General features: G+C 52.3%; 20 protein-coding genes and 1 riboswitch. Of the genes, 9 read left to right on the top strand and 11 right to left on the bottom strand.

Translation table 11 applies throughout. From position 1 onward, the window contains the following. Positions 1-39: 39 nt before the first annotated feature. The gene (gene rhlE / locus OGV93_RS05430; RefSeq protein WP_016152359.1) at positions 40-1,383 is read right to left on the bottom strand and encodes an ATP-dependent RNA helicase RhlE; all 1,344 of its coding nucleotides are present in this window, start codon (positions 1,381-1,383) and stop codon (positions 40-42) included. 221 nt (positions 1,384-1,604) lie between these two features. Here rhlE and cecR point away from each other — a divergent pair, with 221 nt between their 5' ends. From cecR to OGV93_RS05455, 5 genes are read left to right on the top strand one after another with little or no spacing between them, the layout of a single operon-like run. Then, the gene (cecR, locus tag OGV93_RS05435; protein WP_016152358.1) at positions 1,605-2,282 is read left to right on the top strand and encodes a transcriptional regulator CecR; all 678 of its coding nucleotides are present in this window, start codon (positions 1,605-1,607) and stop codon (positions 2,280-2,282) included. Continuing rightward, positions 2,279-3,274 carry a secretion protein HlyD gene (hlyD, locus tag OGV93_RS05440; RefSeq protein WP_016156061.1) on the top strand — a complete coding sequence of 332 codons (996 nt, stop codon included), beginning with the start codon at positions 2,279-2,281 and terminating at the stop codon, positions 3,272-3,274. The genes cecR and hlyD overlap by 4 nt, the downstream gene beginning before the upstream one ends. Further along, on the top strand, positions 3,267-5,003 hold the full coding sequence (locus OGV93_RS05445; protein WP_065554857.1) for an ATP-binding cassette domain-containing protein: 1,737 nt from the start codon (positions 3,267-3,269) through the stop codon (positions 5,001-5,003). The genes hlyD and OGV93_RS05445 overlap by 8 nt, the downstream gene beginning before the upstream one ends. After that, positions 4,996-6,129 (top strand): ABC transporter permease, encoded by a 1,134-nt coding sequence (locus tag OGV93_RS05450; RefSeq protein ID WP_016156059.1) that lies wholly within the window; start codon positions 4,996-4,998, stop codon positions 6,127-6,129. The genes OGV93_RS05445 and OGV93_RS05450 overlap by 8 nt, the downstream gene beginning before the upstream one ends. A 10-nt stretch (positions 6,130-6,139) precedes the next feature. Next, positions 6,140-7,246 carry an ABC transporter permease gene (locus OGV93_RS05455; protein WP_016152354.1) on the top strand — a complete coding sequence of 369 codons (1,107 nt, stop codon included), beginning with the start codon at positions 6,140-6,142 and terminating at the stop codon, positions 7,244-7,246. On the opposite strand, the gene OGV93_RS05460 is transcribed toward OGV93_RS05455, so the two are convergent. Beyond that, positions 7,208-7,618: a YbhQ family protein gene (locus OGV93_RS05460; RefSeq protein ID WP_016152353.1), complete on the bottom strand. Its 411-nt coding sequence runs from the start codon at positions 7,616-7,618 to the stop codon at positions 7,208-7,210. The two genes, OGV93_RS05455 and OGV93_RS05460, sit on opposite strands and share 39 nt — an antisense overlap. A 131-nt stretch (positions 7,619-7,749) precedes the next feature. Between OGV93_RS05460 and OGV93_RS05465 the strand changes: the two genes are divergently transcribed. Genes OGV93_RS05465 through OGV93_RS05475 form a run of 3 tightly spaced genes read left to right on the top strand, consistent with a single transcriptional unit; the run spans position 7,750 to position 10,711 of the window. Beyond that, a complete protein-coding gene (locus OGV93_RS05465; protein ID WP_016156057.1) occupies positions 7,750-8,511 on the top strand; it encodes an endonuclease/exonuclease/phosphatase family protein in 762 nt (253 codons plus the stop codon). Then, the gene (gene clsB, locus OGV93_RS05470; RefSeq protein WP_287109427.1) at positions 8,508-9,749 is read left to right on the top strand and encodes a cardiolipin synthase ClsB; all 1,242 of its coding nucleotides are present in this window, start codon (positions 8,508-8,510) and stop codon (positions 9,747-9,749) included. Before OGV93_RS05465 ends, clsB begins: the two co-directional genes overlap by 4 nt. Then, entirely contained in the window at positions 9,749-10,711 is a 963-nt protein-coding gene (locus tag OGV93_RS05475) for a lysylphosphatidylglycerol synthase domain-containing protein (RefSeq protein WP_287109428.1), read from the top strand. The genes clsB and OGV93_RS05475 overlap by 1 nt, the downstream gene beginning before the upstream one ends. Positions 10,712-10,750: 39 nt before the next feature. Here OGV93_RS05475 and OGV93_RS05480 read toward each other — a convergent pair whose 3' ends face one another. From OGV93_RS05480 to moaA, 6 genes are all read right to left on the bottom strand, one after another. Then, positions 10,751-11,455 (bottom strand): Bax inhibitor-1/YccA family protein, encoded by a 705-nt coding sequence (locus OGV93_RS05480; RefSeq protein ID WP_003831536.1) that lies wholly within the window; start codon positions 11,453-11,455, stop codon positions 10,751-10,753. A gap of 41 nt (positions 11,456-11,496) precedes the next feature. Continuing rightward, on the bottom strand, positions 11,497-11,949 hold the full coding sequence (moaE, locus tag OGV93_RS05485; RefSeq protein ID WP_046274634.1) for a molybdopterin synthase catalytic subunit MoaE: 453 nt from the start codon (positions 11,947-11,949) through the stop codon (positions 11,497-11,499). Between the two features lies 1 nt (position 11,950). Then, complete coding sequence (gene moaD / locus OGV93_RS05490) at positions 11,951-12,196, bottom strand: molybdopterin synthase sulfur carrier subunit (RefSeq protein ID WP_109017309.1); 246 nt, start codon at positions 12,194-12,196, stop codon at positions 11,951-11,953. Next, on the bottom strand, positions 12,189-12,674 hold the full coding sequence (gene moaC / locus OGV93_RS05495; protein ID WP_003035188.1) for a cyclic pyranopterin monophosphate synthase MoaC: 486 nt from the start codon (positions 12,672-12,674) through the stop codon (positions 12,189-12,191). The genes moaD and moaC overlap by 8 nt, the downstream gene beginning before the upstream one ends. A gap of 2 nt (positions 12,675-12,676) precedes the next feature. Further along, a complete protein-coding gene (gene moaB / locus OGV93_RS05500; RefSeq protein WP_016152347.1) occupies positions 12,677-13,189 on the bottom strand; it encodes a molybdenum cofactor biosynthesis protein B in 513 nt (170 codons plus the stop codon). Between the two features lie 19 nt (positions 13,190-13,208). Further along, positions 13,209-14,198, bottom strand: coding sequence for a GTP 3',8-cyclase MoaA (gene moaA, locus OGV93_RS05505; RefSeq protein ID WP_016152346.1), 990 nt, complete (start codon positions 14,196-14,198; stop codon positions 13,209-13,211). Next, positions 14,186-14,331: riboswitch (molybdenum cofactor riboswitch) on the bottom strand. It overlaps the preceding gene by 13 nt. Before the next feature lie 392 nt (positions 14,332-14,723). Here moaA and yvcK point away from each other — a divergent pair. Beyond that, entirely contained in the window at positions 14,724-15,632 is a 909-nt protein-coding gene (yvcK, locus tag OGV93_RS05510) for a uridine diphosphate-N-acetylglucosamine-binding protein YvcK (RefSeq protein ID WP_016156054.1), read from the top strand. A gap of 64 nt (positions 15,633-15,696) precedes the next feature. Here the strand turns inward: yvcK and nhaC are convergent, their stop codons facing one another. The 3 genes from nhaC to uvrB all read right to left on the bottom strand — a co-directional run bounded on the left by nhaC (position 15,697) and on the right by uvrB (position 20,727). Next, complete coding sequence (gene nhaC, locus OGV93_RS05515) at positions 15,697-17,163, bottom strand: Na+/H+ antiporter NhaC (protein ID WP_049043054.1); 1,467 nt, start codon at positions 17,161-17,163, stop codon at positions 15,697-15,699. 15 nt (positions 17,164-17,178) lie between these two features. Then, complete coding sequence (locus tag OGV93_RS05520; protein ID WP_200009994.1) at positions 17,179-18,390, bottom strand: trans-sulfuration enzyme family protein; 1,212 nt, start codon at positions 18,388-18,390, stop codon at positions 17,179-17,181. A 315-nt stretch (positions 18,391-18,705) separates the two neighbouring features. Further along, complete coding sequence (uvrB, locus tag OGV93_RS05525; RefSeq protein WP_016152344.1) at positions 18,706-20,727, bottom strand: excinuclease ABC subunit UvrB; 2,022 nt, start codon at positions 20,725-20,727, stop codon at positions 18,706-18,708. Positions 20,728-21,494: the final 767 nt, after the last annotated feature.

The raw sequence follows: 21,494 nt of genomic DNA on the forward strand, positions 1-21,494 counted from the left end.
CGCAAAAAGAAAAGCCCGACCTTTCGGCCGGGCTCGCAATTACTGCGCTGAAGACGGTTTGCGCGGACGGCGCGGTGGACGAGGCTTATCGCCCGCCGGTTTGCCTTCGCCGCTACGCGGTTTCGCTTTTGGCGCACCGCCATCCTGACGACGCGGCTGCTGACCACGCCCTGCTCCACCCTGACCGCGACCACCGCCGCCACGCTGCTGGCGACCATTCTGGATCGGCTCGGCTTTGATGGACGGGTCTGGCTCGTAGCCTGGCATCGCAATTCGCGGGATCTCTTTTTTCAGCAGCTTCTCGATGTCACGCAGCAGCTTGTGTTCATCGACGCACACCAGAGACAACGCTTCGCCGGTAGCGGCCGCACGACCGGTACGACCAATACGGTGCACGTAATCTTCCGGGACATTTGGCAGCTCGTAGTTCACCACGTGCGGCAGCTCTTCAATATCCAGACCGCGCGCGGCAATATCGGTCGCCACCAGCACACGAATATCACCGGATTTAAAATCAGCCAGCGCACGCGTACGCGCCCCCTGAGATTTGTTACCGTGGATCGCCGCGCTGCGAATGCCGTCTTTATTCAGCTGTTCCGCCAGATGGTTCGCACCATGTTTGGTACGGGTAAACACCAGCACCTGCTGCCAGTTGCCCTGACCGATCATCTGCGACAACAGTTCACGTTTACGCTTTTTATCAACAAAATGAACGTGCTGAGTCACCTGCTCTGACGCGGTATTACGGCGCGCCACTTCGATTTCCAGCGGATTGTGCAGCAGCTTTTCGGCCAGCGACTTAATATCATCAGAGAACGTTGCTGAGAACAGCAGGTTCTGGCGTTTTGCCGGCAGTTTCGCCAGAACGCGACGGATATCATGAATAAAGCCCATATCCAGCATGCGGTCAGCTTCATCCAGTACCAGAATCTCAACCTGATCCAGTTTCACCGCATTCTGGTGTTCCAGATCGAGCAAACGACCAGGCGTGGCGATCAGCACATCCACACCGCCGCGCAGCTTCATCATCTGCGGGTTAATGCTCACGCCGCCGAAGACCACCAGCGAGCGAATATTCAGATACTTACTGTAATCACGTACGTTTTCGCCAATCTGGGCCGCCAGTTCGCGAGTTGGCGTAAGGATCAGCGCACGCACCGGACGACGGCTTTTGCCATGCGGCTGATGGGTAATCAGGTGCTGCAACAGCGGCAGGGTAAAACCTGCCGTTTTCCCCGTACCGGTCTGGGCGCTAGCCATCAGATCGCGGCCTTCCAGCACGGCAGGGATCGCCTGCTGCTGAATAGGGGTAGGTTCACGGTAACCCTGCTCGGCAACGGCACGTAAAATATCAGGGTTTAAACCAAGGGAATCAAAAGACATAACAACTCCGAACCACCCTGACCGTTACCGGTGTCGTTTTCAGGGAGATACATATAATAAAGATGACAAAAACCACAATGTCATGAAGGGGCGGAGTGTAGCAGTTTTTGTGATGTGCCGCATAAATTATCCCTGCGCTGAAAAATAACGGTCCGGACTGGACAAGGTTACACATCAGTCATAATCTTAATCAATCGATTGATTAAGATCTGAGTCGTGCTATGAATACACCCACCATGACAACCAAAGGTGAACAGGCGAAAAATCAGCTCATTGCCGCCGCGCTGGCGCAGTTTGGCGAGTATGGTCTGCACGCCACAACGCGCGATATCGCTGCGCAGGCCGGGCAAAATATTGCTGCCATCACCTACTATTTTGGCTCAAAAGAGGATTTATATCTCGCCTGCGCCCAGTGGATTGCGGATTTTATCGGCTCACAGTTTCGCCCGCACGCTGAAGAAGCCGAGCGTCTGTTTGCTCAGCCGGAACCGGATCGTGGCGCGATGCGCGAACTGATCCTCCGCGCCTGCAAAAATATGATCATGCTGTTAACCCAGGACGATACCGTTAACCTGAGCAAATTTATTTCGCGCGAACAGCTTTCCCCCACCGCGGCTTATCAACTGGTGCACGACCAGGTTATCAATCCGCTACATACTCACCTGACGCGCCTGATTGCTGCCTATACCGGCGGCGATGCCAACGATACCCAAATGATCCTGCACACCCACGCCCTACTCGGCGAGGTACTGGCCTTTCGTCTGGGGAAAGAAACCATTCTGTTGCGTACGGGCTGGTCACAATTTGATGAGGATAAAACCGCGCTGATTGACCAAACGATCACCTGTCACATCGATCTTATTCTGCAAGGTTTAACGCAAAGGAGTCTGGAGTCATGAAAAAACCTGTCGTTCTCGGGCTGGTCATCGCGGCCCTCGTTGCCGTGATTGCCGGTGGAACGTGGTGGTATCAAAGTCGGCAAGATAACGGTCTGACGCTGTACGGCAATGTCGATATCCGTAGCGTCAATCTGAGTTTTCGCGTCGGCGGCAGGCTGGCCTCGCTGGCGGTTGACGAAGGCGATGCCATTACCGCCGGTCAGGTGCTGGGCGAACTGGACCGTGCACCGTATGAAAACGCATTAATGCAGGCAAAAGCGAATGTTGCCGCCGCGCAGGCGCAATACGATCTGATGCTGGCAGGGTATCGTGAAGAGGAGATCGCGCAAACCGCAGCGGCAGTCAAACAGGCGCAGGCAGCCTATGATTACGCGCAAAACTTTTACAATCGGCAGGTGGGATTGTGGAAAAGCCGCACTATCTCCGCCAACGATCTGGAAAACGCCCGTTCATCACGCGATCAGGCGCTGGCCTCTCTGAAGTCCGCACAGGATAAACTCAGCCAATACCGCAGCGGTAATCGTGTGCAGGACATTGAGCAGGCGAAAGCCACGCTCGAACAAGCTCAGGCCGAGCTGGCCCAGGCAGAGCTTAATTTGCATGACACCACGCTGACCTCGCCGTCTGACGGCACGTTACTCACCCGTGCGGTCGAACCCGGCAGCATGTTGAACGAAGGGGGCACGGTACTGACGCTGTCACTCACGCGTCCGGTATGGGTTCGCGCCTACGTTGACGAACGAAATCTGAGCCAGGCGCAGCCAGGACGCGAAATCCTGCTTTACACCGATGGCCGTCCGGACAAACCGTATCACGGTAAAATCGGCTTCGTGTCGCCCACCGCCGAGTTTACCCCAAAAACAGTCGAGACCCCTGACCTGCGCACCGACCTGGTTTATCGCCTGCGTATTGTGGTGACCGACGCGGACGATGCGCTGCGCCAGGGAATGCCGGTAACGATAAAGTTCAGCGATGAGGCACGGCATGAATGACGCCGTCATTACACTGAATGGACTGACGAAAAACTTTGCCGGAATGGATAAACCGGCCGTCGCCCCGCTCGACTGTACCGTTCATGCGGGCTACGTGACCGGGCTGGTCGGGCCGGATGGTGCTGGCAAAACCACGCTGATGCGAATGCTGGCAGGGCTGTTGAAACCCGACGCCGGAAGCGCAACGGTAATTGGTTTTGATCCCATCAAAGACGACAGCGCGCTGCATGCGGTACTGGGTTACATGCCGCAGAAATTTGGTCTGTATGAAGATTTGACCGTCATGGAGAACCTCAATCTCTATGCAGATTTACGTAGCGTTACCGGTGAAGCGCGAGAAAAAACCTTTGCCCGGCTACTGGAATTTACCTCGCTGGGGCCGTTTACCGGACGCCTGGCCGGCAAGCTTTCCGGCGGCATGAAACAGAAGCTCGGACTTGCCTGTACGCTGGTCGGTGAACCCAGCGTGTTGCTGCTGGATGAGCCTGGCGTGGGCGTCGACCCTATTTCCCGTCGCGAACTGTGGCAAATGGTTCATGAACTGGCCGGGGACGGCATGCTGATCCTCTGGAGCACGTCGTATCTGGATGAAGCTGAACAATGCCGTGATGTGCTGCTGATGAACGAAGGTGAATTGCTGTATCAGGGCGATCCCACTCAGCTTACGCAAACCATGTCGGGTCGCAGCTTCCTGATGAGCAGTTCGCAGGAAAATAACCGCCGACTGCTGCAACGCACGTTAAAACTGCCGCAGGTTAGCGACGGGATGATTCAGGGGAAATCCGTCCGCTTAATCCTGAAAAAAGAAGCGACGGCCCAGCAGATTCAAAACGCTGACGGCATGCCGGAGATAACCATCAACGAAACCGCCCCCCGCTTCGAGGATGCCTTTATCGATTTACTCGGCGGGGCCGGAACATCGGAGTCCCCGCTGGGCGCTATCCTGCATACCGTGGAAGGCACGCCAGGTGAAACGGTGATCGAAGCCAAAGCGCTGACCAAAAAATTTGGCGATTTTGCCGCTACCGACCACGTAGACTTTGCCGTGCAGCGCGGCGAGATTTTTGGTTTGTTAGGACCCAACGGTGCGGGCAAATCCACTACCTTTAAAATGATGTGCGGCCTGCTGGTCCCCACTTCGGGTAAAGCGCTGGTGCTGGACATGGACCTGAAGGTCAGCTCCGGTAAAGCGCGTCAGCATCTGGGTTATATGGCGCAGAAATTCTCCCTGTATGGCAACCTGACGGTTGAACAGAATCTGCGCTTTTTCTCCGGCGTCTACGGCCTGCGCGGTCGGGCGCAGAAGGAGAAAATCGAGCGGATGAGCGAGGCATTCGGCCTGAAGAGTATCGCCTCCCACGCCACCGACGAACTGCCGCTGGGCTTTAAACAGCGCCTGGCGCTGGCCTGTTCGCTGATGCATGAACCCGACATTCTGTTCCTCGATGAACCCACTTCCGGGGTCGATCCCCTCACCCGTCGGGAGTTCTGGTTACATATCAACAGCATGGTGGAAAAAGGCGTCACGGTGATGGTGACCACCCACTTTATGGATGAGGCAGAATACTGCGATCGCATCGGGCTGGTGTATCGCGGCAAACTGATTGCCAGCGGTACGCCGGACGACCTGAAAGCTCAGGCTGCTGACAATGAGACGCCAGACCCGACCATGGAACAGGCGTTTATCACGCTAATCAATGACTGGGATAAGGAGCATACGCATGAGTAACTCCGTTCTCTCCTGGCGTCGCGTACGCGCGCTGTGCGTGAAAGAGACGCGCCAGATCGTCCGCGATCCCAGCAGTTGGCTGATTGCGGTGGTGATCCCGCTGCTGCTGCTGTTTATCTTCGGCTACGGGATCAACCTCGACTCCAGCAAGCTGCGGGTAGGGATTCTGCTCGAACAGCAAAGCGAAGAGGCGCTGGATTTTACCCATACCATGACCGGTTCACCGTATATTGACGCCACCATCAGCGATAACCGTCAGGAATTGATTGAGAAAATGCAGGCCGGGCGCATTCGCGGGCTGGTGGTGATCCCGGTGGACTTCGCCCAGCAGATGGCGCGACCCAACGACGTGGCGCCGATCCAGGTGATCACCGACGGCAGTGAACCGAATACCGCTAACTTTGTGCAGGGTTATGTCGAAGGCATCTGGCAGATTTGGCAACAACAGCGGGCGGAAGATCGCGGAGAATCATTTGAACCTTTGATCGACGTGCAGACCCGCTACTGGTTTAACCCGGCGGCCATCAGCCAACATTTTATTATTCCCGGGGCGGTAACCATCATCATGACGGTTATTGGCGCTATCCTCACCTCATTAGTGGTGGCGCGCGAATGGGAGCGCGGAACCATGGAAGCGCTGTTGTCTACCGAAGTCACCCGCGTCGAACTGCTGCTGTGTAAACTGATCCCCTATTACTTTCTGGGCATGCTGGCGATGCTGCTGTGTATGCTGGTGTCGGTGTTTATTCTCGGCGTGCCCTATCGCGGTTCGTTGCTGATCCTGTTTTTCATTACCAGCCTGTTTCTGCTCAGCACGCTCGGCATGGGGTTGCTTATCTCCACCATCACCCGCAATCAGTTTAACGCCGCGCAGGTCGCGCTAAACGCCGCCTTCCTGCCTTCGATTATGCTGTCGGGTTTTATCTTCCAGATAGACAGCATGCCGGCGATTATCCGGGCAGTAACCTATATTATTCCGGCTCGTTATTTCGTCAGCACCCTACAAAGCCTGTTTCTGGCGGGAAATATTCCGGTGGTGCTGATTATCAACGTGCTGTTTTTAATCGCTTCGGCGGTGATGTTTATTGGCCTGACGTGGCTTAAAACCAAACGTCGGCTGGATTAAGGGGACGGGCATGTTTCATCGCTTATGGACATTAATTCGTAAAGAGCTGCAATCACTGTTACGTGAACCGCAGACGCGAGCCATTCTGATTTTACCGGTGCTGATTCAGGTTATTCTGTTCCCGTTCGCGGCCACGCTGGAAGTCACCAACGCCACTATCGCTATCTATAACGAAGACAACGGTAAACATTCGGTGGAACTAACCCAGCGCTTCGCTCGCGCCAGCGCCTTTACGCACGTTCTGCTGCTGAAAAGCCCGCAGGAGATCCAGCCCACCATCGACACGCAAAAAGCCCTGTTGCTGGTGCGCTTCCCGGCCAACTTTTCGCGTAATCTGGATACCTTCCAGCAGGCTCCCATGCAGATTATTCTCGACGGGCGTAACTCTAACAGTGCGCAAATTGCCGCGAATTACCTGCAACAAATCGTTAAGGAGTATCAGCAGGAGCTGATGGACGGCAAGCCGAAACCGAACAACAGCGAGCTGGTGGTGCGTAACTGGTATAACCCGAATCTGGATTACAAATGGTTTGTGGTTCCGTCGCTGATCGCCATGATCACCACCATCGGCGTCATGATCGTCACTTCGCTCTCGGTTGCCCGCGAGCGCGAGCAAGGCACGCTGGATCAGTTGCTGGTCTCCCCGCTTACCACCTGGCAGATATTCATCGGTAAAGCGGTGCCCGCGTTAATTGTGGCAACGTTTCAGGCCACCATTGTGCTGGCGATCGGCATCTGGGCTTATCACATTCCGTTTGCCGGTTCATTGGCGCTGTTCTATTTCACGATGGTGATTTACGGGCTGTCGCTGGTCGGCTTTGGTCTGCTGATTTCATCACTGTGTGCCACCCAGCAGCAGGCGTTTATCGGCGTGTTTGTGTTTATGATGCCGGCGATTTTACTTTCAGGCTACGTCTCGCCGGTCGAAAATATGCCGGTCTGGCTACAGAATCTGACGTGGATAAACCCAATCCGCCATTTTACGGACATCACGAAACAGATTTACCTGAAGGATGCGAGTCTGCAGATTGTGTGGGGAAGTTTGTGGCCGCTGTTGGTAATAGCGGCCACGACCGGCTCAGCGGCGTATGCGATGTTTAGACGCAAGGTGATGTAGCTTTTTGTCTTTCGCCAACAGCGAGACCACGGCGGGTCCGGCAAGGATCACCAGCCCCGCCAGGGCCAGCAAGACGTTGTTTTGCAGCACGCGCGACAGCAACCACAGTACGATCATCGCGGCACCGAAATACCACGTGGTAGTCAGCTCTTCCAGCACATCAGCTACGTCGCGCCAGCGCTGTTCATGGTGACGTTGCAAGGCCAGCATTAATAAAACCGTTACGCCGTAAACGACGCATAATCCCAGGCCGACGCGCACCAGCGTACCGCTCATCCAGCCCATTACCAGCAACGCCACTACCAGTAAATGCAACACAATCTGCCAGCAACTTAGACCCGTTGCGACACGAACACGTTGTTGCCACCTCATGGCTTTTCTCCTGAAGGATTTTCAACTAATTATTCAGAGTACCGGACTTTACGGAAAATTCCGCAACACCGCATCTTTTTGTGACGACGACTACACTATTTTATTTAGGAAGTGACGCCAACGGGAGGCTCATGAGCGGATCGGGAGTTCAATTTTCATTCAATGTGCTCACTATTAATACTCACAAAGGGTTCACCGCCTTCAACCGGCGTTTTATTTTGCCTGAGCTACGGGAGGCTGTCAGAACGGTCGGTGCAGATATTGTCTGCCTGCAGGAAGTTATGGGCGCGCACGATGCTCACTCGCTGCAAATTGAGAACTGGCCGGATACCACCCACTACGAATTTCTGGCGGACACCATGTGGAGCGACTTCGCCTACGGGCGTAACGCCGTGTACCCGCAAGGGCATCACGGTAACGCGGTGCTGTCGCGTTATCCCATTGAACATTATGAAAATCGCGATGTGTCCGTCGGCGCGAGTGAAAAGCGCGGGGTCCTCTACTGCCGCATCGTGCCGCCAATGCTCTCGCACCCAATCCATGTCATGTGCGTGCATCTCGGTTTGCGTGAAGCACACCGTCAGGCCCAGCTCGCTATGCTGGCTGACTGGGTCAATGCCCTGCCCGACGCGGAGCCTGTGGTGATCGCCGGAGATTTTAACGACTGGCGGCAAACGGCCAATCACCCGCTGAAAGCCAGGGCCGGCCTTGACGAGATTTTTACCCGCGCCCACGGTCGCCCGGCGCGGACGTTTCCGGTGCAGTTTCCCCTGCTGCGTCTGGACAGGATCTACGTGAAAAACGCGAATGCCAGTACCCCAACGACGCTGGCGCTGCGTCACTGGCGACATTTGTCCGATCATGCCCCCCTGAGTGCGGAGATTCATTTATGAAAAATGGCTGGCGTGAAGGCAATCAAATTCAACTGCTGGAAAATGGCGATCAATACTATCCCGCCGTCTTTGACGCCATTGAACAGGCACAGCAAAAAATTATCCTTGAGACCTTTATCTGGTTTGAAGATGCGGTCGGAAAACAGCTGCATGCCGCCTTGCTCGGAGCCGCCCAGCGCGGAATCAAAGCAGAGGTGCTGCTGGACGGTTACGGCTCGCCGGATCTTAGCGACAGTTTTGTCGAAGAGTTGACCATAGCTGGCGTTGTTTTCCGCTACTACGATCCGCGCCCGCGTCTGTTCGGTATGCGTACCAATCTCTTTCGCCGTATGCATCGCAAAATTGTGGTCATTGATGACCGTGTTGCCTTTGTCGGCGGCATCAATTATTCCGCTGAACACATGTCTGATTACGGTCCCGAGGCCAAGCAGGATTACGCTGTTCGCGTGGAAGGTCCTGTCGTGGCCGACATCCTGAAATTCGTGCTGGAGAACTTACCGGGACAGAGCGCCGTACGACGCTGGTGGCGACGTCATCACCGGGCAATTGAGAATCATCGGCCTGGCGAAGCGCAGGCGCTGTTTGTCTGGCGCGATAACGAAGAGCATCGCGATGATATTGAACGCCACTATTTGAAAATGCTGACCCAGGCCCGGCGGGAAGTGATCATTGCCAATGCCTATTTCTTTCCGGGTTATCGCCTGCTGCATGCCCTACGAAAAGCTGCGCGACGCGGCGTTCGGGTAAAACTCATCGTCCAGGGTGAACCGGATATGCCGATTGTGAAAGTGGGTGCCCGCCTGCTGTATAACTATCTGGTTAAAGGCGGCGTCCATGTCTATGAATACCGGCGTAAGCCCCTGCATGGTAAAGTCGCGCTGATGGACGATCATTGGGCGACGGTAGGTTCCAGCAATCTCGACCCGCTCAGTCTGTCGCTCAATCTGGAGGCGAATCTTATTATTCATGACCGCACGTTTAACCAGACCCTGCGTGACAACCTGAACCCCATTATTGCGCAGGACTGCAAGCGAGTTGATGAATCAATGCTGCCAAAACGCACCTGGTGGAACCTGACCAAAAGCGTGCTGGCCTTCCACTTTTTACGCCACTTCCCGGCGCTGGTCGGCTGGCTACCGGCGCATACCCCGCATCTGGCCGAGGTAGAACCACCCGCACAGCCAACTCTGGAAACCCAGGATCGTATTCCAACTGAGGATGCAGGAGGGGAAACCTGATGCCAAAACATCACCGACGCTGGCGCTTAGCGAAAAAGATCCTCACATGGCTATTTTTTATTGCGGTCATCGTATTGCTGGTCGTTTATGCCAGTAAGGTCAACTGGCAGGAAGTGTGGACGGTAATCCGCGATTACAATCGGATCGCCCTGCTCAGCGCCGTAGGGCTGGTGATCGTCAGTTATTTACTTTACGGCTGCTATGACCTGCTCGGGCGCTACTACTGCGGGCACAAGCTGGCAAAACGCCAGGTCATGCTGGTGTCGTTTATCTGTTACGCCTTCAACCTGACGTTAAGCACCTGGGTGGGCGGTATTGGGATGCGTTATCGTCTCTACTCGCGTCTCGGATTACCGGGGAGCACAATTACGCGAATTTTTTCACTGAGCATTACCACCAACTGGCTGGGCTATATTCTGCTGGGCGGTTTTATTTTCACCTTCGGCGTCGTTGAACTGCCCGCGCACTGGTATATCGATGAAGGTACGCTACGCCTCTTAGGCATTGCGCTGCTGCTGATAATTGTTGTTTATCTGTGGTTTTGCGCTTTCGCGAAACATCGCCACATCACCATCAAGGGCCAAAAACTGGTGCTGCCCTCCTGGAAATTTGCCCTCGCGCAAATGGCGATATCCGGTACTAACTGGATGGTAATGGGGGCGATTATCTGGCTGTTGCTGGGTCAGAATATCAACTATTTCTTCGTGCTGGGCGTGCTGCTGGTGAGCAGTATCGCCGGTGTTATCGTGCATATTCCGGCGGGGATTGGCGTGCTGGAGGCGGTCTTTATGGCGCTGCTGGCGGGAGAGAACACCTCTCAGGGGACAATCATTGCCGCCCTGCTCGCGTATCGCGTGCTGTACTATTTTATTCCGCTGTTGCTGGCGCTGATGTGCTATTTGCTGCTGGAGAGTCGGGCGAAAAAGTTGCGGGTAAAAAACGAGAAGGCGATGGCGAAATGATTCACCGGATGGCGGCTTACGCCATCCGGCAACAGAGAGTTAACGACGATTGCCGAAGATACGCAGCAGCATCAGGAACAGGTTGATGAAGTCCAGATACAGCGTTAAGGCCCCAAGAATTGCGTATTTACGCAGATTGGAGCTGTCACGCAGGTCGATCTGCTCACCGATATTTTTCAGCTTCTGCGTGTCATAAGCGGTCAGGCCGACAAACACAATCACCCCAATATAGGTCACCGCCCACATCAGCGCTTCGCTCTTCAACCAGAAGTTAACCAGCGAGGCCAGCACAATACCGATCAGCGCCATAAACAGCATATTGCCGAAGCCGCTGAGATCGCGTTTGGTGGTGTAGCCGTACAAACTCATGATCCCGAACATCCCGCCGGTGACCACGAAGGTGCTGGCGATAGACGAGTAGGTATAGACGATAAAAATGCTTGATAGCGTCAGCCCGGTTAATGCCGAATAGAGCATAAACAGCGTGGTCGCCATTCCCGCGCTGAGCCTTTGCACCATGCCGGACAGGACGAACACCAGCGCTAGCTGGGCGATGATCAGTCCAAAGAAGGTGATTTTGCTGGAGAAGACAAACATCATCACCGCGGGCGTATTTGCCGCATACCAGGCGATAAACGCCGTCAGCAACAGTCCGCAGGTCATCCAGCCGTACACCTGCGCCATATACGTTTGCAGGCCGGAACGGGCCTGTACAATAGAATCGGATCGTGGGAATCGGTCCATGACAATCTCCTGAATCAGTATGAGCCTACACCAATTGTACTCTACCAGCGTTTTGCTGCTAGCTTATCGCTGTCGCGGGCATCAACCCAGCGCTCACCTTCTGGCGTGGCCTCGCGCTTCCAGAACGGTGCGCGGGTTTTCAGATAATCCATAATGAACTGCCCGGCATCAAACGCGCTGCTGCGATGCGCACTGGTCACGCCAACAAAAACGATTTCGTCACCCGGCCACAGTTCGCCAATGCGATGAATGACCGTTACTCGTCCCAGCGGCCAGCGCGCACGCGCTTCGTCGACAATCTCCGCCAGCGCTTTTTCGGTCATTCCCGGATAGTGTTCCAGCGTTAACGCCTGCACGCTATCGCCGAGATTGTGATTGCGGACTTTACCGGTGAAAGTGACCACCGCGCCATCTTCATCGCGTTCGGCCAGCCAGGGATACTCATCCCCGACGCTGAACGGCGCATGACCAACAACAATTCGCGTTTCAGCCATCTTAGCCTCCGGTTACCGGTGGGAAGAAAGCCACTTCGTCCCCCACCTTAAGGGGATGGTCAAAACTGACCAGCGTCTGATTTACCGCGGCCAGCAGCTTGCCGTCTTCCAGCGCCAACGCCCAGCGATCGCTTTTTGCCGCAAGACTCCGGCGCAGCGCTTCTACCGTTGCAAACTCAGCGGCGACTTCTATCGCATCCGTGTTCACCAATTCCCGTACCTGAGCAAAGAAAAGAACCTTAATCATGCGCATCCACCTTAAAATCTCCCGATTTGCCACCGCTTTTAGCCAGCAAACGCACCGGACCAATCACCATATCCTTTTGCACCGCTTTGCACATATCGTAGATGGTCAACGCCGCCACGGAGGCCGCCGTTAACGCTTCCATTTCGACGCCGGTTTTCCCAGTCAGGCGACACAGCGTTTCAATGCGTACGCGGTTGTGTTCCGGCTCGGCGTGCAGATTAACTTCAACCTTGCTCAACATCAGCGGATGGCACAGCGGGATAAGATCCCAGGTCCGTTTGGCGGCCTGAATACCGGCAATACGCGCCGTGGCGAAAACGTCGCCCTTATGGTGGCTGCCGTCGATAATCATCGCCAGCGTTTCGCTACGCATGGTCACGAATGCTTCTGCACGCGCCTCGCGTACGGTTTCCGCTTTGGCGGAGACATCCACCATATGCGCTTCGCCAGCGGCGTTAATATGAGTCAGTTGCGACATACTTATTTCTTCAAATGTGGGTGGAAATTACACGGACGCGTACGGGCATCGAGCTGCGGCGCAATGATATTTTCCCATGCGGTACGACACGCCTTAGTCGACCCAGGCATGGCGAAAATCAGCGTTTTGTTGGCCACTCCGGCAATCGCCCGGGATTGCAGCGTCGCGGTGCCAATCTCTTCAAACGACAGCATACGGAATACTTCACCAAACCCTTCGACTTCTCTGTCGAACAGCGGTTGCAGCGCTTCTGGCGCCTGGTCCCCTTCGGTTAAGCCCGTGCCGCCTGTAATGAGCACAACCTGCACATCCTCACTGGCAATCCATGCAGAAACCTGGGCGCGAATGGCGTAGCGGTTCTCTTTGACGATCGCCTTGTCGACAATCTGATGACCCGCCTCTTGCGCCGAGTCACGCAGATAATGGCCGGAGGTGTCATCTTCTTCGCCGCGACGGTTGGAAACAGTAAGAATAGCAATGCGTGTCGGGATAAATTCAGCGCTTACCTGACTCATGAAAAACTCCTTTTAGCGATCAGCCGCCAATGTAAGATAAGTTTTGCGTAATACCGGTATTGTTCTGATGCAGGAAATGAGTCTGCTTTTTCTCCAGCAGCGCGGCTGAAATGCGTTCTTCCAGCGCCGACTGCTGAGCGTCATCTTCCAGCAAATCACGCAGGCTTACGCCGCCTTCACCAAATAAACACAGATGCAGCTTGCCGACAGAGGAAACGCGCAGACGGTTGCAGGTGGCGCAGAAGTCTTTCTCATAAGGCATGATCAGACCAATTTCACCAGCATAGTCAGGATGACAGAAAACCTGAGCCGGGCCGTCGCTGCGCTGTCGGATCTGGTGGATCCAGCCGCGACGCAGCAGCTCATCACGCAGGACCTGGCCTGAGATATGGTGTTTACGGAAGAGAGAGCTGCCCTCGCCCGTTTCCATCAGTTCAATAAAGCGTAGTTGGATAGGACGGGGCTGAACCCACGCCAGGAAGGTGTCCAGTTGATGATGGTTTACGTCGCGCATCAGCACGGTATTGACTTTCACTTTTTCAAAACCCGCATCGAAGGCGGCGTCAATGCCTGCCATCACCTGCTGAAATTTGTCCTGCCCGGTAATGGCGTGAAACTGACGGGCATCGAGGCTGTCGACGCTGACGTTAAGTGCGGTCAGTCCGGCATCGCGCCAGGCAGCGGCATCTCGCGCCAGACGATAACCATTAGTGGTCACCGCAATCTGACGGATGGCGTGGTTTTCGCGCACGGCGGCGATAATGTCGGTAAAGTCGCGACGCAATGAAGGTTCGCCCCCTGTCAGACGCACTTTTTCCGTTCCCAGACTGGCGAACGCGCGCGTAACGCGGCGAATTTCATCAACGGTCAAAAAGCCGTTATTGGTGACACCGCCGGGCTTATAGCCATCCGGCAGGCAGTAGGTGCAACGAAAGTTACACACATCGGTAATCGACAAACGTAAGTAGTAAAACTTACGTGCGAAAGCATCGGTAAGTTGAGAGCCCATGTACACCTTTCCAAATACGGGAGACGTAGTCATTTCTTCCTACGCCCTGGTGACAAACTTATTCAAGTATTGTCACGGCCAAAGCACCGTATCATTTGACCCAGGTGCAGAGGCTAGAGTGTTTATTCTCGTCATACTTCAAATTGCAGAAGCGTGGGCTTTGTTCGTTCACCCCAGTCACGTACTTATGTCCGCTTACGGGGGATTCTCTCCCTCACTGCCTTCCTGCAACTCAAATTATTCAGAGTACATTGTGGTTATGCCGATACTAGCGTGTAAATGACGCTTTTGCCATGTACACTTTCGTTGTATAAACACATACATAGCGACATGATCGTGCAATTTCGCTACAGAATAAGCAAAAACCACAGTTTTGCATTGATATACATCATCTTGCCAGCAGGTGAATCTCGTCAGAAAGGAGTAGATCGCAGAAAAAAATTACGCCAGATTCCGCCTGGATAATTGCTGAAAACACACTATTTACGTTACTGTAGCGCCGATTAATTCATATCAGGAAAATATATGCGCACTCGCACGCTGGCAGATCTGGACCGCGTTGTCGCTCTCGGCGGAGGGCATGGACTGGGACGCGTTCTCTCCTCTCTTTCCCCTTTAGGTTCACGCCTGACGGGGATCGTCACCACGACCGATAACGGCGGGTCGACAGGTCGTATTCGTCGCTCTGAAGGAGGAATTGCCTGGGGAGACATGCGTAACTGTCTGAACCAGTTAATTACTCAACCCAGCGTTGCATCCGCCATGTTTGAGTATCGTTTTGGCGGTAATGGTGAGCTTTCCGGGCATAACCTCGGAAATCTGATGTTAAAGGCGCTCGATCACCTCAGTGTGCGGCCTCTGGAAGCCATCAATTTAATTCGTAATCTGCTGAAAGTTGACGCGCATTTAATTCCGATGTCGGAGCTGCCGGTGGATCTGATGGCTATCGACGATCAGGGACATGAAGTCTATGGCGAAGTGAATATCGATCAGCTCACCATCCCGCCTCAGGAACTGATGCTGTCGCCAAAAGTCCCCACCACGCGGGAGGCAGTTGAAGCTATCGCCGAAGCGGATTTGATTTTGATCGGACCCGGCAGTTTTTACACCAGCCTGATGCCGCTCCTGCTACTCGACGAATTGGCGCAGGCATTACGTCGCACACCTGCCCCGATGGTCTACATCGGCAATCTGGGTCGTGAATTAAGCCTGCCAGCAGCCAGCCTGACGCTTAACGATAAGCTGGCAATCATTGAACAGTACGTTGGCAGGAAAGTGATTGATGCGGTGGTTGTGGGCCCGAAAGTAGATGTATCCACCGTTACCGACCGCGTTGTTATTCAGGAAGTGCTGGAAGCCAGCGACATTCCCTACCGCCATGACCGCCAGCTATTGCATTACGCGCTGGAGAAAGCGGTACAGGCGCTGGGGTAATCCCAAGTGCGTGATTAGCATACAATCCTCATCGTAATGAGGATTGTACTTGTAGCTTACTGCATTAACCTCTCAGCACAGGTACCTGCTCGGCGGATATTGGCTCTTCGTATCTTGTGCCAAAATTAGACCACCGGGCAAGAATGGCAAAGAATACGGCCATAACCAGGCAACTTAAATTGAACAAAACCCAGGGTGCATAATCCAGCGTCGCCACCCCCAGCGTTTTCGCCATGAACATACCAGATATTGTCCAAGGGAAAAGCCCTTCAAGTAGCGTGGCTCCAGACTCCATTGATCGGGACATATTAACCATATGCAATTTTTTGTTTTTAAAACAAGGATCATAAATATTCTTCACCAGAAAGAAACTGATGACTGCATTGCCAGTGCAGGCAACTAATAAAGAACTTGTGAACATTGTCGCCAACAGAGTACTGGTCACCGTTTTTAATTTCTGAACCAGTCGCCCAAGCAGTACATTAAGGCCACCAGAAACATCAAGTGCCGAAGCGAACATAAATGCACAAAGCATAACCACAATTGGGCTAACCATTGAATACATACCGCCACGATTAAGCAATATATTAATATTTTTAGTCGTAGATTCATTCATCGCGACATCTGAAAAATTGCTGATCATATTGGTATTAAAGCCATTAATCGATGCTTGAACAAGGTCCATCATGGTAAACGGCTGAAAAATTGCGCATATTGCCAGAGCAAAAAAAGAAGATGCGATCAAAACAATAATGGTATCCCATTTTTTTATCGCACCAATAAAGACCAGCAATGTCGGTAATATTAATAAAGGGTTAAGCCAGAATAATGAGTTTAGCGCTTTTTTCATGACCGGGATAGTATCTAGTTGGATTGAATTTACCACATTTAAATCTAACCCCGCGATATAAAACCCCAGGCAGGCAAACAAAAAAGCAGGAACCGATGTATACAACATATTTCTAATACTTTGATAAAGCTCAGCCCCCGCAGCTAACGCGGCCATGTTTGTGGTATCTGATAAAGGAGATAATTTATCACCAAAATAGGCACCGGAGATAACGGCTCCAGCAGTAATCGGCAATGACACATTCATCGCCGCAGCAACGGCAACCAACGCCACACCAATTGTTCCTGCGGAACCCCATGAAGTGCCTGTAAATGTCGAGATGCAAACCGTCACTAAAAAAGCTGTAAGATATAAGTAAGCTGGGTTGATAATTTCCAGGCCATAATAGACCATTAACGGAATGGTACCACTAACCATCCAGCATCCAATCAACATACCGATCGACAGTAGAATTAACATTGCAGGGACGGCATCTTTTATTTTTTCTATAAAAGTCTGGAGAATTTCCTTCCAGCCCGCGCCATAGTATCTGGCAAAAAAACCTGTAATAATCGTAATAACAATTAAGATAAATTCAACTGGGTAATTTAAAATCCCAATACCTATAAAGAAAACCAGGAAAATAGCCACTAATAACATCAATGCTGCATAAAAGCTCGGTTGCTTATTTGTGCTTACCATGTTATTTTCCCGCTATTAATATGTTTTTATAGAATCAAACGCATTCTCTAAGTCCGCGATTAACATCTCTGGAGATTCTTGTCCAATTGAAATCCTAATTAAACCAGGCGCCATCCCATCTTTGCATATTACATCCTGGTTATAACCGCGATTAGGAGAAATAATCAGGCTTTCATATCCCCCCCAACTGCACCCCGGTTTGAAAATTCTACAACTATCAATGATGGCTTTAACTTTTTCAAAACTGCCATCTTTAAGTTCAAAACTAATGAGACCAGAAGTACCAAACATTTGTTGTGAAACAATTTCACGTTGTTTTGCATCTGCCATAAGAGGGTGACAGATATTCTCAACCTCTGCTCTGCTATTGAGAAAAGTAAGAATTGCATAGGTATTATTCTGATGTTGTCTCATGCGCAGCGGCAACGTTCGTAAACCGCGAATCACTAACCATGCACTATCTGGGGCCAGCACTGCGCCAAGAAGCTGATGTGAAAAATCACGAATAATATCAAGATAGACTTTTGCGCCTACCACAGCACCCGCCGTTAAATCACTGTGACCGCCGATATATTTAGTACAAGAGTGGAGCACTAAATCGAAACCAAGAGTCAATGGCTTTTGGAAGAGTGGCGTAGCCCATGTATTATCAATGGCAGTAATAATATTATTCTCTTTCGCCAACCCTGCTATCATCTGCAGATCTACAACTCGCATGGTCATTGTTCCTGGGGATTCCGTGTATATCATGCGAGTATTCGGCTTTATTTTCTGCCGAATATCCTCGACATCGCCACTGAGAACAATGTCATAGTCAATACCAAATCGTTGTTGCATTTGCTTCACCAGCACAACTGTTGGACCATAAACATTATTCACCAGAATAATATGGTCGCCACTTTTCAGCAGGCCAAACAATGTTGCGCTTATCGCGCCCATGCCCGAGCCAAAAACTTTGCAGGCCGCGCCACGCTCCAACGCTGCCAGTTTATGCTCTAACAGTTCCGTTGTTGGGTTAAGCCCCCGGGAATAGATGTACCGTTCAGCTTCGTGCTGCATATCATCACAGTATTGCTGATAGCTCTGCTGCACAAACAGACTGGTTTTTACTAGCGGAGGGCTGACTGCACCAAAATTTTTCTGGTGTTGTTCACCAACGCCAGAACATATCATGGCGTCCTGAATGGCATAATCATTCTCAGCGTAATTGCATATTATCTCTTTCATAATTTTCCTTTATATTTTCGTCAGGGAAATTTCTATAACAGGACAATTATAAAAAAAGGAACAATGACAGCCTTTTTCTTGCTGCCAAAATGCTGAAAGAATCGTCAGAAATGTAAAGAATAAAACGATGAGGTTCACAAAGTGGAAAAACAAAAATCAATTCAGCAAAGAATAAATTAGAGTGAGTGCATTAATTTTAAGAATAATAAATGGCAATAGAAAAACGAATAATATAATTATAAATGATAATAAATTCTGTATTTTTCCAATCGCCATGGCATTTACGCGATGGCGAATTGGAAAACGGAAACAATCTTACGATGCCGCGATAAACAACTCGCGCAACTGATGCAACTGGTCGCGGATTGTCGCAGCCTCTTCAAATTCAAGATTCTGCGCATGCTGCATCATCTGCCCTTCCAGCTCATGAATCTTCTGCTGCAGCGCTTTTGGCGTCATATCCAGTTCGACAATTTCAGACTTCGCGCCTGCGCGTGACTTCCCTTTGCCTTTCGCCTTAGTCTTCGCAATATTCTGACCCAGCGCCAGAATATCGACCACTTTCTTGTTCAGCCCCTGCGGCGTAATACCGTGTTCTTCGTTGTAGAGCTGCTGTTTCTCACGACGGCGTTCAGTTTCACCTATCGCCTTAGCCATTGAGGCGGTAATTTTGTCGCCGTAGAGAATAGCCTTCCCGTTGATATTACGCGCCGCACGACCGATGGTCTGAATAAGCGAACGTTCAGAACGCAGGAACCCTTCTTTGTCTGCGTCCAGAATCGCCACCAGTGAGACCTCAGGCATGTCCAGACCCTCACGTAACAGGTTGATACCCACCAGCACGTCAAACTCGCCCAGACGCAGGTCACGAATGATTTCCATACGTTCCACGGTATCGATGTCTGAGTGCAGATAGCGCACCCGCTCACCGTGCTCTTCGAGGTATTCGGTGAGATCCTCTGCCATCCGTTTCGTGAGCGTAGTGACCAGCACACGTTCGTTAATCGCCGCACGGATGCGGATCTCAGACAGCAGATCGTCAACCTGCGTCGCCACCGGGCGTACCTCAATGATCGGATCCAGCAGGCCGGTCGGTCGTACTACCTGATCGACGACGTCATCACCGGATTTCTCCAGCTCATAGTTGCCCGGCGTCGCTGAGACGTAGATGGTCTGCGGGGCCAGCGCTTCAAACTCTTCAAATTTAAGCGGACGGTTATCCAGCGCCGACGGCAGACGGAATCCGTATTCGACCAGAGTCTCTTTACGCGCCCGGTCACCACGATACATACCGCCAATTTGCGGGATAGTGACGTGGGATTCATCCACCACCAGCAGGCCGTCGGCAGGCAGGTAATCAAACAGCGTCGGCGGCGGCTCGCCGGGGCCACGCCCGGACAGATAGCGGGAGTAGTTTTCAATCCCCGAGCAGTAACCCAGCTCATTCATCATTTCCAGATCGAACTGCGTACGCTGACTTAGCCGCTGTTCTTCCAGCAGTTTGTTATTTGCCAGCAGGACCTTACGCCGCTCTGCCAGCTCCACTTTGATTTCTTCCATCGCCTGCACGATACGTTCGCGCGGCGTCACGTAGTGCGTTTTAGGATAGATGGTGTAGCGCGAAATCGTGGATTCAACCTGCCCGGTAAGCGGGTCAAACAGCGATAAACGTTCGACCTCTTCATCAAACAGTTCCACGCGCAGCGCGATATCGTCGGATTCAGCCGGGAAAATGTCGATCACTTCACCACGCACGCGGAAGGTTCCGCGCTGAAATGCCTGATCGTTGCGGGTATATTGCAGTTCCGCCAGGCGGCGCAGGATCGCACGCTGGTCGATAATCATCCCCACCGTCAGATGCAGCATCATTTTCAGATACAGATCCGGATCGCCCAAACCATAGATAGCGGAAACTGACGCGACGACGACGACATCCCGACGTTCCAGCAGCGCTTTGGTCGCAGACAGACGCATTTGCTCAATATGTTCGTTAACCGAGGCATCCTTCTCGATGAAGGTGTCAGAACTTGGAACGTAGGCTTCCGGTTGATAATAGTCGTAGTAGGAGACGAAATACTCCACCGCGTTATCCGGGAAGAACTCTTTCATCTCACCGTACAGCTGCGCGGCCAGCGTCTTATTGGGAGCCAGCACCATGGTAGGCCGCTGCAAGTCCGCAATTACGTTAGCGATGGTGAATGTCTTCCCCGAGCCCGTCACCCCCAGCAGCGTCTGATGCGCCAGACCATCCTCCAGCCCTTCTTCCAGACGGCGAATAGCCTCAGGCTGATCGCCAGAGGGTTTAAAAGCGGAATTTAGTTTGAACGGTTTACTCATGAGCAGCTACCTGAAGCAATGGGCGGGCAGGTGTGTAATTTTACTCGCAGTCGTATATTTTGCCAGTAAAATATACTGGATGAAAAAACAGTAACGCACCAGAATATTTCTGATACGCCATCAGAATGACCGTGACCGCAGGCTAAAATTTGGCCTCAGACAAGATAAAACACCAGCAAAAACGTGTTATCCCCAAAGCAATGACTTTTTTAACATTTGTCAAGCCGCCCGATGAAAGTTTTGTGGCAACGCATGACACTTCTGCGACAGCCATTGATTTTATCTAACACTCTGTAATTTAATGACTATTATCCCGAGCCGTCTTTCGCATCAATTTAGTCGCAGGCCGCGTCTTCTCTCGCTTACATTGTGTTTTCTAACTCTAATACACAAGGTTATCCACAGGAATAGTGGATAACTGCCTCCAGCCCGTATGGACTGTAGCCTGGCAAAAACGCCCTCACTCCCTTTTCCGGAGGGATAAAAAAAATTTATCGCTATTTTTTGATATTTATCAGCTAACGAAGCGGCCTGGAATGGCCGGGATCTTGCTCGCATTTTCATCATTTTCTTGCCTGCACCATTACGACACCACCAGGCACTGGCAATGTGCACAAAACAACGCCAGCCCTCCGGCCAGCCAGACGTTACCGCCAGCGCGGCACACTCTCCTGCTGTTTTTTGACCCCAATCCCTCTTCTGGCAAGAGAATTGCAATTTTCTTCCGACGACCTGTACGTGGGGCGGATAACATCATGCTGGAGGAA

Source organism: Citrobacter sp. Cb031 (genome assembly GCF_030336725.1).
Classification (GTDB): domain Bacteria; phylum Pseudomonadota; class Gammaproteobacteria; order Enterobacterales; family Enterobacteriaceae; genus Citrobacter; species Citrobacter braakii.

Excerpts from the sequence above, each read along its gene's own strand:
- rhlE (WP_016152359.1), bottom strand. The coding sequence starts at position 1,383 with ATGTCTTTTGATTCCCTTGGTTTAAACCCTGATATTTTACGTGCCGTT.
- cecR (WP_016152358.1), top strand. The coding sequence starts at position 1,605 with ATGAATACACCCACCATGACAACCAAAGGTGAACAGGCGAAAAATCAG.
- hlyD (WP_016156061.1), top strand. The coding sequence starts at position 2,279 with ATGAAAAAACCTGTCGTTCTCGGGCTGGTCATCGCGGCCCTCGTTGCC.
- OGV93_RS05445 (WP_065554857.1), top strand. The coding sequence starts at position 3,267 with ATGAATGACGCCGTCATTACACTGAATGGACTGACGAAAAACTTTGCC.
- OGV93_RS05450 (WP_016156059.1), top strand. The coding sequence starts at position 4,996 with ATGAGTAACTCCGTTCTCTCCTGGCGTCGCGTACGCGCGCTGTGCGTG.
- OGV93_RS05455 (WP_016152354.1), top strand. The coding sequence starts at position 6,140 with ATGTTTCATCGCTTATGGACATTAATTCGTAAAGAGCTGCAATCACTG.
- OGV93_RS05460 (WP_016152353.1), bottom strand. The coding sequence starts at position 7,618 with ATGAGGTGGCAACAACGTGTTCGTGTCGCAACGGGTCTAAGTTGCTGG.
- OGV93_RS05465 (WP_016156057.1), top strand. The coding sequence starts at position 7,750 with ATGAGCGGATCGGGAGTTCAATTTTCATTCAATGTGCTCACTATTAAT.
- clsB (WP_287109427.1), top strand. The coding sequence starts at position 8,508 with ATGAAAAATGGCTGGCGTGAAGGCAATCAAATTCAACTGCTGGAAAAT.
- OGV93_RS05475 (WP_287109428.1), top strand. The coding sequence starts at position 9,749 with ATGCCAAAACATCACCGACGCTGGCGCTTAGCGAAAAAGATCCTCACA.
- OGV93_RS05480 (WP_003831536.1), bottom strand. The coding sequence starts at position 11,455 with ATGGACCGATTCCCACGATCCGATTCTATTGTACAGGCCCGTTCCGGC.
- moaE (WP_046274634.1), bottom strand. The coding sequence starts at position 11,949 with ATGGCTGAAACGCGAATTGTTGTTGGTCATGCGCCGTTCAGCGTCGGG.
- moaD (WP_109017309.1), bottom strand. The coding sequence starts at position 12,196 with ATGATTAAGGTTCTTTTCTTTGCTCAGGTACGGGAATTGGTGAACACG.
- moaC (WP_003035188.1), bottom strand. The coding sequence starts at position 12,674 with ATGTCGCAACTGACTCATATTAACGCCGCTGGCGAAGCGCATATGGTG.
- moaB (WP_016152347.1), bottom strand. The coding sequence starts at position 13,189 with ATGAGTCAGGTAAGCGCTGAATTTATCCCGACACGCATTGCTATTCTT.
- moaA (WP_016152346.1), bottom strand. The coding sequence starts at position 14,198 with ATGGGCTCTCAACTTACCGATGCTTTCGCACGTAAGTTTTACTACTTA.
- yvcK (WP_016156054.1), top strand. The coding sequence starts at position 14,724 with ATGCGCACTCGCACGCTGGCAGATCTGGACCGCGTTGTCGCTCTCGGC.
- nhaC (WP_049043054.1), bottom strand. The coding sequence starts at position 17,163 with ATGGTAAGCACAAATAAGCAACCGAGCTTTTATGCAGCATTGATGTTA.
- OGV93_RS05520 (WP_200009994.1), bottom strand. The coding sequence starts at position 18,390 with ATGAAAGAGATAATATGCAATTACGCTGAGAATGATTATGCCATTCAG.
- uvrB (WP_016152344.1), bottom strand. The coding sequence starts at position 20,727 with ATGAGTAAACCGTTCAAACTAAATTCCGCTTTTAAACCCTCTGGCGAT.